A 13947-nucleotide genomic window follows, 5' to 3' on the forward strand; every position below is an offset into this window, starting at 1 on the left:
GCCCGGTATGCACAGGTTCATCTGTAGGATACTTCGTGTTATCAGTCTTTTATCTCGAATTTTCCCTGTACCAGCAGCTATTTAACAAACTTTTGACTACTCTTGTGACAAGAATATTCCTACTTGATGAACGCCAGTGGCAATGATCGCTTTGATGAAGGGAAACAAACTTTAATAGCGTGGGATTTTTCGTCTGGCTAAGAGGTCAGATGGCTATTGGTTGGCCTGCTCTGTGGGCTTCAGGGCGTTGTTCCTTGGATTGTTTAGGTCTTTGGCGGTGATGGCCGTTTAGTATCATTTTTAAGGTGCTTTCATTTTGAATCGAACTTCCCCGCATACGGCTTCTAGCTCTTCAGATGAAATCGACCTGCTTGAACTGTTTCACTCGATTTGGCAGCAAAAAAAACTGGTAGTGGGGTGTACGGTTCTGGCGGGCGTGCTCGGAGTCGGCTATGCCTTCCTGGCGCCGCGGACATATGAGGTCAGCAGTGTCTTGCGCCCGGCGGCGATCAACGAACTGGATGCGTTGAACCGTTCCGAAGTCTACAAACTGCCACCGGCCGATGCGTTGTCGAAGGTGGGCGCGCAGTTGGACTCTTATGAGGCGAGACTGGGCTTTTTTAAATCCCATGAGCAATTGTTCACTGCGTTCCAGACGCCAGGGCAAAGCCTGGAGCAGAGTTTTGAAGACTTCAACCGCAACTCGGTCAAATTGATTCTGCCGGACCCGAAGAAGGCAGACTCGTTGAGCAGTTATATCCGCCTGGAGTTGCAGTACCCGGCCGATGTGGACGGTGTGGCGATTCTTAACGGCTTTGTCGATTACGCCATTGCGGCAGAGCGCTCACAAGTCGGTGCGGACCTCAAGGTGATCGTCAATAACCGCCTGAATGAACTCAAAGGCAAGATTGACGCGGCGCGCGCCAACTATGATACCGATAAGGAATCGAAGATCGCCAAGTTGTTGGAAGATGACCGACTCAAGCGCGCCCAGTTGCAAGATGAACTCAGTGCCCTGCGCCTGCAAATGAAAATGGAGCGTAACAACCGCCTGGCGGAATTGTCGGAAGCCATTGCCATCGCCAAGTCCATGGGGATCAAGACGCCGACTACGCCGTCTTCCATGGCGGATGCGTCGCGCGGCGGCTCGAGCCAGGTGATGCGTACCGAAGTCAACAACCAGAAGATCCCGCTCTACTTCCTCGGCACCGAAGCCCTTGAAGCCGAGCGCGTTGCGTTACAACAGCGGACCAGTGACGACTTCACCAACCCTCGCGTCGCCGAGATCGGCAAGGAGTTGCAACTGCTGGAGGTCAACCGTGAGGTTGAGGTGCTGCGCAAGCGTGGGAATGAAGATATCTTCCTGCAGGATGTTGAACCGCTTCGTGCAGAAGTTGCGCGCTTGCGCAACCTCAACATCGACATGAGCGACCTCAAGTTGGTCACCGTCGACCGCCGCGCCCAAGAGCCACTGGCCCCGATCAAACCGAAAAAAGCCCTGGTGATCGCCTTGAGCCTGGTTGCGGGGTTAATCCTCGGTTTGTTCGTCGCACTGGTCCGCCATTTTGTGCTGACCCGACGCGAAACCGTGCCTTATTCGAGCTTGGAAGACGGGCGCTTTTCCCGGCGTGAGCGCAAGGATGATCAGCCGCTGCTGTAACGTTTAACGCGAGAGGGCTTGTCCCATGACAAGCCCGCGTGCCGGCCTCCCATTACAATCAGTGGACAGCTCTTCACAATTCTTAGTTAACCTTTAGTTACAAAATGTGGCTAAATATCGGGCGATGGCAATGAACCAAAGGGTTATCCGCCGGTCGTGCCGCCTCTATGTGAATTGTGATTTCATGTGCTGCTATCCAACCTCGGCCGTCGTGGGCCCGCAGGAGCAGCCTGTTTTCTCCTGACTTGTGACGAAATCCATTGAAACTCATTATTGTTTTCCTCTACGTTGCCTCTATTGCGTATGTCCACCTGCGTGGCCGGGTGCGGCATAAACTGAGACGCCAGCTCAGCGATCACTCTACGTTCCTGGCGCCCATCAACTGCTTTCTCTACTTGTTCTCCAAGCTACCCAACCGACCGTATCTCTCGCCCAGCGATTTCCCAGACCTGAGCCCGCTGCAGGAGCATTGGGAAGAAATCCGCCAGGAAGCCCAGACCCTGATGCAAGCGGGCGCGATCAAGCGTTCGGACCAATACGACGACGTCGGTTTCAACTCGTTCTTCAAGTCGGGTTGGAAGCGCTTCTACCTGAAATGGTATGGCGACAGCCACCCCTCGGCGATGAAGCTGTGCCCGCGCACCACCGAGTTGCTGCAGAGCATCGGCTCGGTCAAGGCCGCGATGTTCGCCGAGTTGCCGCCGGGCTCCAAGCTGGTGCGCCACCGTGACCCTTACGCCGGCTCCTATCGCTACCACTTGGGCCTGGATACCCCCAACGATCCGGGGTGCTACATCAATGTGGACGGCGAGAACTATTCCTGGTGCGACGGCGAGCCGGTGATGTTCGACGAGACCTATATCCACTACGCAGAAAACGCCACCCAGAAGAACCGCATCATTTTGTTTTGTGACGTCGAGCGGCCAATGAAGTACCGCTGGGCGGCCGCGTTCAACCGCTGGTTCAGCCGCACGGTGATGGCGGCCGCAGGCGCGCCGAACGACGCGGGCGACAAGACCGGCGGTCTGAACCGTGCGTTTAGCCGCTTGTACAAAATCCGCCTGCGCGGCAAGGAACTCAAGAAGCGTAACCGCACGCGCTACTACCTGGAAAAATGGGCGATTTTCGCGGTGTTTGCGCTGATCTTCATCCTGATCTGAACCTCGAGGCGGCGCGACTCACTGCGGTGGCGTCGCGCCCAACGTGTTCCACATCTTTTTGCTGAGCTTCTGCCGATTGGCATAACCCGCCCACGGGTCGTCCTTCAAACCCTGCAGCCGCTGTTGCAGGTTGGCGACCGTCCACTGCTGGGCGCCGCGCAATCCCGTCAACTCCTCGCGACTGACCGGCACCGACACCGGCAGGCCGGGGCGTGCGCGCACCGAATAGGCCGCCACCGTACTGGCACCGCGCACGTTACGCAGGTAATCGATGAAGATCTTGCCCTGTCGATTCTTCGGCCCTGAGGTGGCGGTGAAGCGTTCCGGCAGGCGTTGGGTCATGCACTGGGCGATCGCTTTGGCGAAGGCTTTCACGGTGGCCCAATCATCGCGGCGCGCCAGCGGGATGATCAGGTGCAGGCCTTTGCCGCCGCTGGTCTTGACGAAGGCTTGCAGGCCCAACTCGTCGAGCTCCGACAAGGTCAACTGCGCCGCCTCCAGCATGGCATTCCACGGCAGGGCCGGATCGGGGTCGAGGTCAAGGACGAACAGGTCCGGGGTTTCGATCTTGTCCGAGGTGGCGCCCCAGGTGTGCAGCTCGACGGTGCCCATCTGCACCGCACCGATCAGGGCGGCGAGGCTGTCGATTTGCATCAGGCACGCATGCTCCGGGTCCAGGCGCTGGTCCAGTTGCCTGATATGGGGAATCGCCAGGTGCTCCGAGTGTTTCTGGAAGAACTGTTCGCCGTCGATGCCCTCTGGCGCTCTCAGCAAGGACACGGGGCGGTGACGCAGGAAGGGCAGCAGCCATTCGCTGATGCTCTGGTAAAACTGCGCCAGTTGCAGCTTGCGGGTGCCGCTGGCCAGATCGATGATGCGCTCGGGGTGGGTGATCTGCACACCGGCTAGCGTGACGCACGCGGCGCTCTTTTGCGGCGCGGATGTAGGCCTGGCGTTCCCCACGCAGGCACCGCTGAGCACGCTTTGGGGCTGGGCTTCGGTGATGTCGTAGTCGCTGGCCGGGCGGGCGTGCCGGTCCTTTTCTTTGATCAGCAGCGACTGTTCCGATTCCGCGTTTTCGATCTTGCCTGCTTTGGCCTTCTTCATAACCAGAACCCTGATGTTGTCTTGAGTAAAGGCGGTGTTCCGTTGACGCCCAGGGCTCGGCGAAAGTTTCGGCGGGCGGATGCGCAGACAGAACCTGTTACACCTGATGAGAAACTATTTAGTTACCAAAGCCGAACCCAAAGCGTAGCGTGGTATCGAAAGCACGTACTCCTCGTCCCAAGAGGCTTTGTCATGATCACCTGTGTGCGACATCTTGCAGCGTTGGCGCTAGGCCTGGCGCTTTGCGCCAGTGCCCAGGCGCAAAACCTGCCCGGCAGCAATGACGCCAACAATAGCCCGATCCACCGGGCCAATCCCAACAGTATGCAGGGCACCCAGCCCAATGCGCCGGCAGTTCGCGGCATCCAGACCGGGCCGACCACGCGCACGCCGACCCTGGAAAACGGCGGCATCGGTAATCGCTATCCGCAACGCGAGGCTGTTCCCAGCCGCCCCGCGACCGAAACCAAAGCCCCCACGGTTGACGCCAACGGCAATCGCCGGCCTTGAGTGCCGGTAAGGACCCCGTCTTATGTTTCTACGCAAAACCCTGCTCGCCGCGTGTTGTGCAAGCACCTTATTGTCGCTGACGACGGTGTATGCCGCCGAGGCCCAGCAATTTCCCAGTGAACAAGGCAGTATCAGCGCCACGCCGATCGCCAAAGGCCTGGATCACCCGTGGGCTGTGGCGTTTTTGCCGGACAAACAAGGCTTTCTCGTCACCGAACGTCCCGGCCACCTGCGGGTCGTTAGCCCGGACGGCAAGTTGTCTGCGCCGCTGACCGGTGTGCCGCAGGTCTGGGCCAAGGGCCAGGGTGGATTGCTCGATGTGGCGCTGTCGCCGGACTTCAAGCAGGACCGCCTGGTGTACCTGTCGTATGCCGAAGGTGGCGGTCAGGGCGGCACGGCCGGCACCGCGGTTGGCCGCGGGCGGTTGGCGGATGACCTGAGCGGTTTGCGCGACTTCAAGGTGATCCTGCGCCAGGAGCCCAAGCTCTCCACCGGCAATCATTTCGGCTCGCGTCTGGCCTTTGATCGCGACGGCTACCTGTTCGTCACCCTGGGTGAAAACAACGACCGACCCACCGCCCAGGACCTGGACAAGCTGCAAGGCAAGGTTGTGCGGATCTACCCGGACGGCCGCGTGCCGGATGACAACCCCTTTGTCGGCCAGCCGGGCGTGCGCCCCGAAATCTGGTCCTACGGCCAGCGCAACCCGCAGGGCCTGGCGCTGAACCCGTGGAGCGGTACGCTCTGGGAAAACGAGCACGGGCCGCGTGGCGGCGACGAAATCAACATCATCGAGCGCGGCAAGAACTACGGCTGGCCCTTGGCGACCCACGGTATCAACTATTCGCTGATGCCGATCCCCGAGGCCAAAGGCGAGGCGGTGGAAGGCACCGTGGCGCCACACCACGTGTGGGAGAAATCCCCGGCTATCAGTGGCATGGCGTTCTACGATGCAGACCGCTTCAAGGCGTGGCAGCACAATCTGTTCATTGGCGCACTGGCCAGCCAGGAGCTGATTCGCCTGCAGTTCGATGGCGACAAGGCGATCCATGAAGAACGCTTGCTGGGCGGTTTGAATGCGCGGATTCGCGACGTGCGGCAGGGGCCGGATGGCTTTTTGTATGTATTGACCGATGAGGATGATGGGGTGTTGTACCGAGTGGGCCTGAACCAGGATTGAGCAATAAGCCGCAAACTTCACGCTTGCGGCTACAGGCTAGAGTCCCAACTCCGACAGCCCCGGATGATCATCCGGGCGCCGCCCCAGCGGCCAGTGGAACTTGCGCTCGCTGTCCTTGATCGGCATGTCGTTGATGCAGGCAAAGCGGTTGGCCATCAAGCCGTGCTCGTCGAACTCCCAGTTTTCATTGCCGTAGGAACGGAACCAGTTACCCGAGTCGTCGTGCCACTCATAGGCATAGCGCACCGCGATGCGGTTATCGCTGAACGCCCACAACTCCTTGATCAACCGGTAATCCAACTCCTTGGCCCATTTGCGGCTGAGGAAGTCTTTGGCTTGTTCACGGCTGTAGGCAAATTCGGCACGGTTGCGCCATTTGGTGTCCAGGGTGTAGGCCAGGGACACCCGATGCGGGTCGCGGGAGTTCCAGCCGTCTTCGGCCAGGCGGACTTTTTCGATGGCCGACTCGCGCGTAAACGGCGGCAGGGGCGGGCGTGTTTCTGCAGGGGATGACATTGGGCAGCTCCTTAAAGCAATAAAGGTTGATCGAAAGTGCGAGGCCTGTGGGTTTAAAGTCCCAATAACGTTCGTGCCATGGATTGCGCCGTATCCGCCGCGGTTGCGTCGCCCGTCACCAGGGCCACGGTAATCGCGCCATCGATCAGGATCAGCAGTTGCGCGGCCTGCTGTTGCGGCTCGGGCGTGCCGTGGGCTTGACACAGTTCGAGCAGGTACTCGAAGAGTGTGTGTTTATGCGCCTTCGCCAGCAGGCGTACCGGGGCTTGCGGGTCGCCGGTTTCGCCGCTGGTATTGATGAACGCGCAGCCGCGAAAGTCCGCCGAACCGAACCAAGCCTTGAGCGCGCTGAACAGTGCGAGCAGGCGCTCGCCGCTGTCGTCACAGCGTTCCACCTCGGTGCGCAGCCAGTGCATCCAGCGCGCGTCGCGACGTTGCAGGGCAGCGATCACCAGTTCGTCCTTATTGGCGAAATAGCGGTAGATGCTTTTTCTGGAAACACCGGCGGTTTTGACCAGGAAGTCCATGCCCGTGGCGGCGATGCCGTGGCGATAGATCAGCTTCTCGGTGACGTCGAGGATAATGTCTCGGGTAATATCGTTCATGTATTGGATAGTAGAACGATCGTTCTTCTTTCGCAACGAAGTTTTTCACTGACTGGCAACGAGACCTGAGCACCCCCATGGTGTAAGCTCTGGGCCTCTTCGGATTCGACCCATTGCGAGCCTTATGCCGTCGTTCTTCAAACGTTCCCTGTTGCCCAAACTGCGCGGTTTCCCACTCTCCACCGAGGCGATTGAGGTGCTTTCCGGCGCCGCTGCGTTTCGCCGTTGCCTGCTGGAGAAAATTCCCCAGGCCACCCGGCGTATCTACATCGTCGCGCTGTACTTGCAGCAGGACGAGGCGGGGCAGGAGATCTACGACGCCTTGCACGCGGCCAAGGCGGCACGCCCGGAGCTGGACATCGTGGTGGTGGTCGATTGGCTGCGCGCTCAGCGCGGGTTGATCGGTGCCGGCAAACAGCCGGGCAACAGCGCCTGGTACCAGGCCATGACCCAAAGCCATGCCACTGAGGTGCCGGTGTACGGCGTGCCGGTGCAGACCCGCGAACTGTTCGGCGTATTGCACCTCAAGGGCTTTGTGATCGATGACAGCGTGTTGTACAGCGGCGCCAGCCTGAATAACGTGTATTTGCACAAGTTCGACAAGTACCGCTTCGACCGTTACCACCTGATCCACAGCGCACCGCTGGCGGATTCGATGCAACACCTGGTGGAGCACGGGTTGATGGCATCCAAGGCGGTGCATCGCCTCGACTTGCCCAACCCGCCGACCACCCGCAGCCTGCGCAATGATATCGGCGACCTGCGCAGTCGCCTCAAGCACGCCGCCTACGACACCACGACCGGCCAGTTGCCCAACGGCCACCTGTCGGTCAGCCCCTTGCTCGGTGTCGGTAAGAACAACCCCTTGAGCCGGGTGATCCTCGAACTGATCGCCAGCGCCCAGCATCAACTGACCATTTGCACGCCGTACTTCAACCTGCCGCTGCCCGTGACCCGGGAAATCAACCGCGCCCTGGTGCGCGGGGTGAAGATCGACATCATCGTCGGCGACAAGACCGCCAACGACTTCTACATCCCGCCCAGCGAGCCGTTCAAAGTGATCGCGGCCCTGCCGTACCTGTACGAAATCAGCCTGCGCCGCTTCGCCAAGCGCCATCAGCGGATGATCGACAGCGGCCAGTTGAACCTGCATCTGTGGCATGACGGCGACAACACCTACCACCTCAAAGGCATGTGGGTCGACCAGCGTTATACCTTGCTGACCGGCAACAACCTCAACCCGCGCGCGTTCCGCCTTGACCTGGAAAACGCTTTGTTGATCGATGACCCCAAGAGCGAGTGGCTGGAGCCCAGGCGCACGGAGCTGGCGCAGATTTTCCAGCACACCACGCGCATCGACGGTTATCAGCAGTTGCAGACCCTGGTGGATTACCCGCAAGCGGTCGGCAAATTCCTGCGTCGCGTCAGCCGGGTGCGGATTGAGCGGTTGCTGTATCGCATTCTGTAACACGGGCATCGCGCAACGAACTCTCTTGCTGCCTTCAAAGCCCTGAGAGTTCGCCTACACGCAGCGCGGGCCTATGTGGGTATGTTTTCTCTCGACAGTTCTTAAGGACAAGAACTCTTACCGATCACTGGTAGAGAGGAACTAGAAATGTCGCACGTCTCCCCAATGCTTCATGCCCATCCACCAATTCCGCCAGCGCTGAGCGCCGCGCCGACGCCGATTGGCAGCCCCATCCCCGACACGGTTGTGCGCAAACGGCGCGCGGCGGCGCCCGATCTACCTGACGGCGCGGCGCCGCGGTGGACCTTGCAGCCGGCGCCGGCAACATCGGCGGATGCCGATCGTCAGTTACACACTGCGTTGAGCACCTCGGCGTTGCGTCAGCTGCCGGACTCGACCGTCCAGATTCCCCATGGCGCCGCGATTCGTCCAGGCTTCGAGGCCCTGCGCAGTGCCTTCAATACCGACGAGGTACGGGCCTGGGTCGCGAGCAAAGGGCTGGCCATGGATACCGTGGTGGTCAAACCCGACTCGATCAGTGGCTGGGTCGTCGACAACGGCGTCGCGACACAAAAGATCTTCACCGTGAACGACACCTCCGGCTGGTGGCAGATCAGCGCCAGGCTGCGCGCCGCCGCTGTCGCCCTGGATGTGGCCGGCAACGGGCTTGCGTATGTGCATCCCGAGGGCGAAGGCTTGTCTCGCAACGCGGTCTTGCAGTGGTACGGCGTCACCCCGCCGAACACTGCCGATGAACTGGGAGCGGTGCGCCAGGCACTTTCGACGGCGGACGGGTCAGCCTTGTCGGCGCAGGAAAAAGGGCGTCTGGAACAACGCACCCTGACCGCCAGAAAAGCCATCGACGTCATGGATGAGCGTGTGCATCTGGCGCACCGTTTGAGTGAACTCGTGCGCCACCTATCCGATGAGGACGAGGTGCTGCTGGCCGGCGTGCAAACGCTGATCAGCCATACCTCGTCGCTGGCGATTGACGGCGCCGACCAGGCAGCGATCAGCGAGGTGCTGGCGTCCCATGGGTTGCCGGTGCCGAAGACGGCGCGGGAGGTGCGCAACCTTCTGCGCTGGCTCGACGCCGCGCTGCCGCCGGCGCCGGCGCTGGGGGATTACGCACAACTGATCGCGCGTCAGTGGGCCCCTGGAGTCTTGTCCGACGCCGACAAACGCCTCGTGGCGGAGTTGAGCGACGACGATACTCCTGGCAACAAGCCTGCGGTGAACCTGCTGCGTGTCCTGGATGTTCGCGGCGTGCTTGCTCTTAACAGCGCAGGCACCTTGCGCGCCGAGGCTGATCGCTTCCTCGAACAGGTCCTGAACAGCCCCGTGGCGTTGGACTGGGGCAGGGCGGTGGCGCGTAATCGCCAGTTCCAGGGGGCGTCCGGCAGCGATCAACTCTCGACGCTCGAAGCCAAGCAGTGGGTGCTGGCGGCCATCATGCTGCAAATCGATCCCGACGCACCAGGGCGTCCGGGAACCATTGCCGGTTATGACATCTACCAACCTGCCAACAATGGGCGGACGCTGGCCTCGGTACGCACGGATATCGAGACGCATCTGTGGAAAAAAACTTCACTGGACCCCAAGGTCGCGCCCCTGTTGGCCCACCTGTTTCTGGCCGCTGCCGCCCCTGAGTTTCTGATTCGGGATGTTCCCTCCACGTTGCGCATGGGGTCTGCCGAATGGGCGGATCTGCGCCTGGGCGTGACCTTTGCCGAACGTCAAGGCGGCGCAGGCAGCTCGCGGGCGATGAGTTACCCAGAAATCATGGCGCTGGCCCGGCTGGATGCGCGCACTGCGGACGAGGCGGCAGTGCTGGATAACCACGGTGTCGACGTGTTGCTGGACTGGGGCTTGATGCAGGGGATCTACGCCAAGACCGCAGACGGTCGCTATACACCGCAGCACTACCAGCAGGCCAGTGAAGCCTTTCAGGCCCAGCGCGAGCAACTCCTGCAGGCTCTGCTGGCGTTCAAGGCGCCGCTGCCGACCCGCCGGGATCAGGCGGTCGCGAACCTGCAGAAGGTGTTCCCGGAATTCAGCGTGGCCCAGTTGCAAGCGTTGCAGGTCTATATTGCGGACCCGGACGAGCGCCGCAACATGAAGGTCTCGGAACCCAAGACCCGTTCGCTGATCGAGACCTATATGACAGGGGATCTGGTCAAGGACCGCTGGATGCTGCTGGAGGCTGGCACGCCCGGCGGCACTGGCGCCGCAAGAACGCCCTTTTCAAACACACGCCCAAGTCGCGCCGAACAAGCTGCCATCGTAAAGAACGTGCGCGCCTTGAACGCCAGGATCAGCCGCTTGCCCAGTCTGCCGGGGCAAGTGGCGAGCGAAGTCGACAGCTACCTGGAGAACCTCAAGCAAGGCTTGGGCACCACCACCAAACGGTTGATCGCCAACTTGCCGCTGGCGGACCGCCAGGCCTTGGAGTATGGCGCCGTCGAGCTGTTTGCCCTGCGCGAACAGCTCGACGGGGTGCCTACGCTGGACCAGACATCTGCGCAAGTCGAAGCGCGACGAGGGCGCAAAGGCACGCTGATCCGCTGTGACTACAACGGGATGATCAGCTACTTTGAAGTGTTCCCGGCCAAGATGCTGATCGTTAAGCGCACGGATTTACCGGACCAACTGGCACTGGGCGGCACCCTCGAAGAGACGCAGCGTACCTATGGCCGTTGGGCGCCTTCGACGGTTCGGTTGCAAAATGGCGCAGTGGAACCGTTCGACTTCACGGCCTACACCTCCGACGCCTTGCCCCGATCAGACGTATCGTCCCCCGGCATCATTATCGAAAAGCTGGGTGACACCTTGCCGGCCGCCGCCCCGTCCGCCGATGGCAGCGTCCAGGCGGCGGTGCCCAACAGCTTTGCGTCGCCCCGCAGCCAAGCGATTGTCGAGCGGATCATGCAGGGCAATTTCATTCATCACCGCGACAGTGTGCTCAAGTATGCCCAGGGCCAATTGCCTCTTGAGCAACAGCGGGAAGTGTCGCAACGCAACGACAGCATTTTGCTGAGCATGATTCCGTTTGTCGGGGCCATCGTGGACCTGGCCAAGGGCAATATCATCGAGGGCACGCGGGGTCTGTTGATCGATACGGTCGGTGCATTTCTAGGCGGCGCGGGCGCGGCGGTGCGTTCGTTGGTCAAATCCACAAAGGCTGTCGCGCCCTTTGGTGCCAAGGCTTTCCGTGTGCTGGAAAAGGGCGTGAGCGTGGTCAGCGCGTTTTTGAATCCGATAGATGGCGCTGCCGATCTGTTGGTCAACAGTGCAAAAGGCGTGCTCGCCTTGCCTCGCGTGTTGAGCCGGGTGCCCAATGTGTCGGCGTTCGCGAACATGCTCGCGGCGCAGGAAAAGTTGCGCGCATTCTTCGGCGTACAGGTGGCAATAGATCGCGCGGTAGCGACCCACGATGGCTCTCAGCAGGCCGCAGCTCACAATGGACACAACCATGCTGTGCCCGTTCGAGCGGTACAGGTGGGCGGGCGTTGGTACGCAGTCAACCCTGAGAGCGGCTTGCCGATCGGTACGCCGTTGGATGGGTACCGACCGTTGAACGAGACCTAGAGGGCTCAGTTCAAGCCCAGTTTGCCGCGCAGGGTCGACAGGTCTTCGGCCAGGGTGTTGACTGGGCCGACCAGGGCTTTGCGGTCGTTTTCCTTGACCTTGTCGTAGGTCTGGAAGCCGCCGTCCGCCGTCTTGTACTTGGCCAGGACCTTATCCACGCTGGCGAAGTTCTTGTCGACCTTGGCCAGGAAGGCCTTGTCCTGTTTCTCGATCTGGCCGCGGAACAGATCGACGATTTTCTTCGCGCCGTCGATGTTGCCCTGGAAGTCATACAGGTCAGTGTGGCTGTAGCGGTCTTCCTCGCCGGAGATCTTGGTGGCGGCGACTTCTTCGAGCAGGGCTGCGGCGCCGCCCACGACTTTTTCCGGCGGGAAGGTCAGGCCGGCCACGCGCGTCTGCAGGTCCTTGACGTTGTTGTTCAGGCCGTCGGCCAAGGTGTCGAGGCCGTGGGTGGTGTTCTCGGCGAACAGGCTGTACTCGATGCGGTGAAAACCGGTGAAGTCATCGGCCTTCACGCCTTTTTCGTGGTCGTCGACACGCGAATCGATGGCCGCATCGAGGTCGCTGAACAGCTCGGCGATCGGCTCGATGGCCTCATAATGTACGCGGGTCGGCGCATACAGCTGCTTGGCGGTGGCCAGGTCGCCTTTTTTCACCGCGTCGGTGAACGCCTGGGTCTGGGTCGCCAGCTCAGCGATTTGCTCGGTGACGTAGATCTTGTAGTCCGACACCGGGCCTACCAGGTCCAGCGGCGCCGTGGCGGCGAAGGCCGCCAGGGGCGAGAGGGTGATTAACAACGACAGCGCGAGAGTCGACTTCTTCATGGGACGGTTTCCGCTTTAAGTGTTGGCAGGAGGTTGAACGTGCGTTGCAGCAAGTAGCGTGCGCCCGATGAAATCCTTCGGTCCCGTCGCCCCCGGCAAGGTGAAGAAATACCCGCCACCGACTGGCTTGAGGTACTCCTCCAGGGGCTCACCGTTGAGCCGGGTTTGTACGCTGATAAAACCTTTCTCCAAGTCAGCCTGGTAGCAGATAAACAGCAGCCCCATGTCCAACTGACCGTTTTTGTTGACGCCGTTGGAGTAGTTGAACGGCCGACGCAGGATCAGGTTGGCCTGGGTCTGCGGGGTGCGCGGGTTGGCCAGGCGGATATGGGCATCGAGCTTGGTCAGCTTGCCTTGCGGGTCTGTGCTGTAATCGGGGACTTGGGCTTCGTGCTGGCCACCCATGGGCGCGCCGGTGGGCTTGACGCGGCCGATGATGCTTTGCTGTTCCTGCAGCGGCGTGCGGTCCCAACGCTCGACAAAATTGCGAATGATCCGCACCGCCTGGTAGCTGCCATTGGCGGCCCAGGCCGGCTCGTCGCTGCCGGGCTGCACCCAGACAATCTGGTCCATGGTCTTGGCGTCGTTGGAATTCGGGTTGGCTGAACCGTCACGAAAGCCCAGGAAGTTGCGCGCACTCTGCGCAGGCTCGCCGGGGCGGGCGGGCGCCTGCGGCGGCACGCTGCCTTCCTGCTTCCAGCGCACCAGCAGCAGGTCGGGCAGGTTCTTCACGATGTCGCGCAGGGCGTGGATATTGGTGTCCGGGGTGTTGGAGCAAAATTGCAGGCTCAGGTCGCCGTGGCACTGCGCCGCTTCCAAGGCATCGTTGGGAAAACCGAGCATGCGGATCAGGCGCTTGGGCTTGGCGGCGCTGAGACCGAAACGCTCATCGAACAGCGATTCGCCGACCGATACAGTGATGGTCAGGTTATCCGGCGTGACCACCGGGCCGAGGATGCCCGAATCGGTGGGCGGCAGTTTCGGGTCGACCTGCGGCACGCTGCCGCCCGTCATCAGGAAGCTGATGCGTTCGTTGAGGGTGCGGAACAACCGCTCCAAGTCCTCGCGATCACTGGCCAGGACATCAAAGGCCACCAGCATGCCGCAGGCCGGACGCGGGGTGACGATGCCGCTTTGGTGCTTGCCGAAAAAATCGTGATGGTCCTGGGTCTTGTCGCTGCGCGGTGCGGTGGTCACTTGCTCGGCGGCAGCGGCCATGGCCGGGCAGCTCAAGGTGCTGCCGGCAATCGCGGCGCCGGTGGCGGCCATGCCCAGCAGGACGCGGCGGCGTTGAAGGTCTAACGGGTGTGAATCACTCATGTGTGCGCT

Annotated in this window: 10 protein-coding genes and 1 pseudogene; 6 read left to right on the plus strand and 5 right to left on the minus strand. The window is 61.1% G+C overall.

Going from position 1 to position 13947, the window contains the following annotated elements; translation table 11 throughout:
* Nucleotides 1–316 precede the first annotated feature (316 nt).
* Both U5A08_RS13235 and lpxO read left to right on the plus strand, forming a co-directional pair.
* Nucleotides 317–1660, plus strand: coding sequence for an LPS O-antigen chain length determinant protein WzzB (locus tag U5A08_RS13235; protein WP_253395458.1), 1344 nt, complete (start codon nt 317–319; stop codon nt 1658–1660).
* A gap of 260 nt (nt 1661–1920) precedes the next feature.
* Nucleotides 1921–2820: a lipid A hydroxylase LpxO gene (lpxO, locus tag U5A08_RS13240; protein ID WP_253395461.1), complete on the plus strand. Its 900-nt coding sequence runs from the start codon at nt 1921–1923 to the stop codon at nt 2818–2820.
* An 18-nt stretch (nt 2821–2838) separates the two neighbouring features.
* Here lpxO and ligD read toward each other — a convergent pair.
* A pseudogene (gene ligD, locus U5A08_RS13245) lies at nt 2839–3849 on the minus strand (DNA ligase D); the annotation flags it as partial.
* Nucleotides 3850–4119: 270 nt separating this feature from the next.
* Between ligD and U5A08_RS13250 the strand changes: the two are divergent.
* Together U5A08_RS13250 and U5A08_RS13255 are read left to right on the plus strand one after the other, a co-directional pair.
* Nucleotides 4120–4437: a hypothetical protein gene (locus U5A08_RS13250; RefSeq protein WP_321851874.1), complete on the plus strand. Its 318-nt coding sequence runs from the start codon at nt 4120–4122 to the stop codon at nt 4435–4437.
* Nucleotides 4438–4459: 22 nt separating this feature from the next.
* A complete protein-coding gene (locus tag U5A08_RS13255) occupies nt 4460–5617 on the plus strand; it encodes a PQQ-dependent sugar dehydrogenase (protein WP_253395465.1) in 1158 nt (385 codons plus the stop codon).
* A gap of 36 nt (nt 5618–5653) precedes the next feature.
* Here the strand turns inward: U5A08_RS13255 and U5A08_RS13260 are convergent, their stop codons facing one another.
* Nucleotides 5654–6133 (minus strand): nuclear transport factor 2 family protein, encoded by a 480-nt coding sequence (locus U5A08_RS13260; protein WP_321851876.1) that lies wholly within the window; start codon nt 6131–6133, stop codon nt 5654–5656.
* 53 nt (nt 6134–6186) lie between these two features.
* Nucleotides 6187–6738, minus strand: a complete 552-nt coding sequence (locus U5A08_RS13265) for a TetR/AcrR family transcriptional regulator (protein WP_321851878.1) — start codon at nt 6736–6738, stop codon at nt 6187–6189.
* Between the two features lie 124 nt (nt 6739–6862).
* Between U5A08_RS13265 and pssA the strand changes: the two genes are divergently transcribed.
* Nucleotides 6863–8206, plus strand: a complete 1344-nt coding sequence (pssA, locus tag U5A08_RS13270; RefSeq protein WP_253395470.1) for a CDP-diacylglycerol--serine O-phosphatidyltransferase — start codon at nt 6863–6865, stop codon at nt 8204–8206.
* Between the two features lie 147 nt (nt 8207–8353).
* Nucleotides 8354–11794 carry a hypothetical protein gene (locus U5A08_RS13275; protein ID WP_321851881.1) on the plus strand — a complete coding sequence of 1147 codons (3441 nt, stop codon included), beginning with the start codon at nt 8354–8356 and terminating at the stop codon, nt 11792–11794.
* A gap of 5 nt (nt 11795–11799) precedes the next feature.
* Here the strand turns inward: U5A08_RS13275 and efeO are convergent, their stop codons facing one another.
* Nucleotides 11800–12618: an iron uptake system protein EfeO gene (gene efeO / locus U5A08_RS13280; protein ID WP_321851882.1), complete on the minus strand. Its 819-nt coding sequence runs from the start codon at nt 12616–12618 to the stop codon at nt 11800–11802.
* A 15-nt stretch (nt 12619–12633) separates the two neighbouring features.
* Nucleotides 12634–13938, minus strand: coding sequence for an iron uptake transporter deferrochelatase/peroxidase subunit (efeB, locus tag U5A08_RS13285; protein ID WP_253395474.1), 1305 nt, complete (start codon nt 13936–13938; stop codon nt 12634–12636).
* Between the last annotated feature and the right edge of the window lie 9 nt (nt 13939–13947).

This window comes from Pseudomonas paraveronii, assembly GCF_963681955.1.
In the GTDB taxonomy this organism is placed as follows: domain Bacteria; phylum Pseudomonadota; class Gammaproteobacteria; order Pseudomonadales; family Pseudomonadaceae; genus Aquipseudomonas; species Aquipseudomonas paraveronii.

Bases quoted from the DNA above. Each gene is read 5' to 3' on its own strand.
- U5A08_RS13250 (WP_321851874.1), top strand. From the start codon at position 4,120: ATGATCACCTGTGTGCGACATCTTGCAGCGTTGGCGCTAGGCCTGGCG.
- U5A08_RS13255 (WP_253395465.1), top strand. From the start codon at position 4,460: ATGTTTCTACGCAAAACCCTGCTCGCCGCGTGTTGTGCAAGCACCTTA.
- U5A08_RS13260 (WP_321851876.1), bottom strand. From the start codon at position 6,133: ATGTCATCCCCTGCAGAAACACGCCCGCCCCTGCCGCCGTTTACGCGC.
- U5A08_RS13265 (WP_321851878.1), bottom strand. From the start codon at position 6,738: ATGAACGATATTACCCGAGACATTATCCTCGACGTCACCGAGAAGCTG.
- pssA (WP_253395470.1), top strand. From the start codon at position 6,863: ATGCCGTCGTTCTTCAAACGTTCCCTGTTGCCCAAACTGCGCGGTTTC.
- U5A08_RS13275 (WP_321851881.1), top strand. From the start codon at position 8,354: ATGTCGCACGTCTCCCCAATGCTTCATGCCCATCCACCAATTCCGCCA.
- efeO (WP_321851882.1), bottom strand. From the start codon at position 12,618: ATGAAGAAGTCGACTCTCGCGCTGTCGTTGTTAATCACCCTCTCGCCC.
- efeB (WP_253395474.1), bottom strand. From the start codon at position 13,938: ATGAGTGATTCACACCCGTTAGACCTTCAACGCCGCCGCGTCCTGCTG.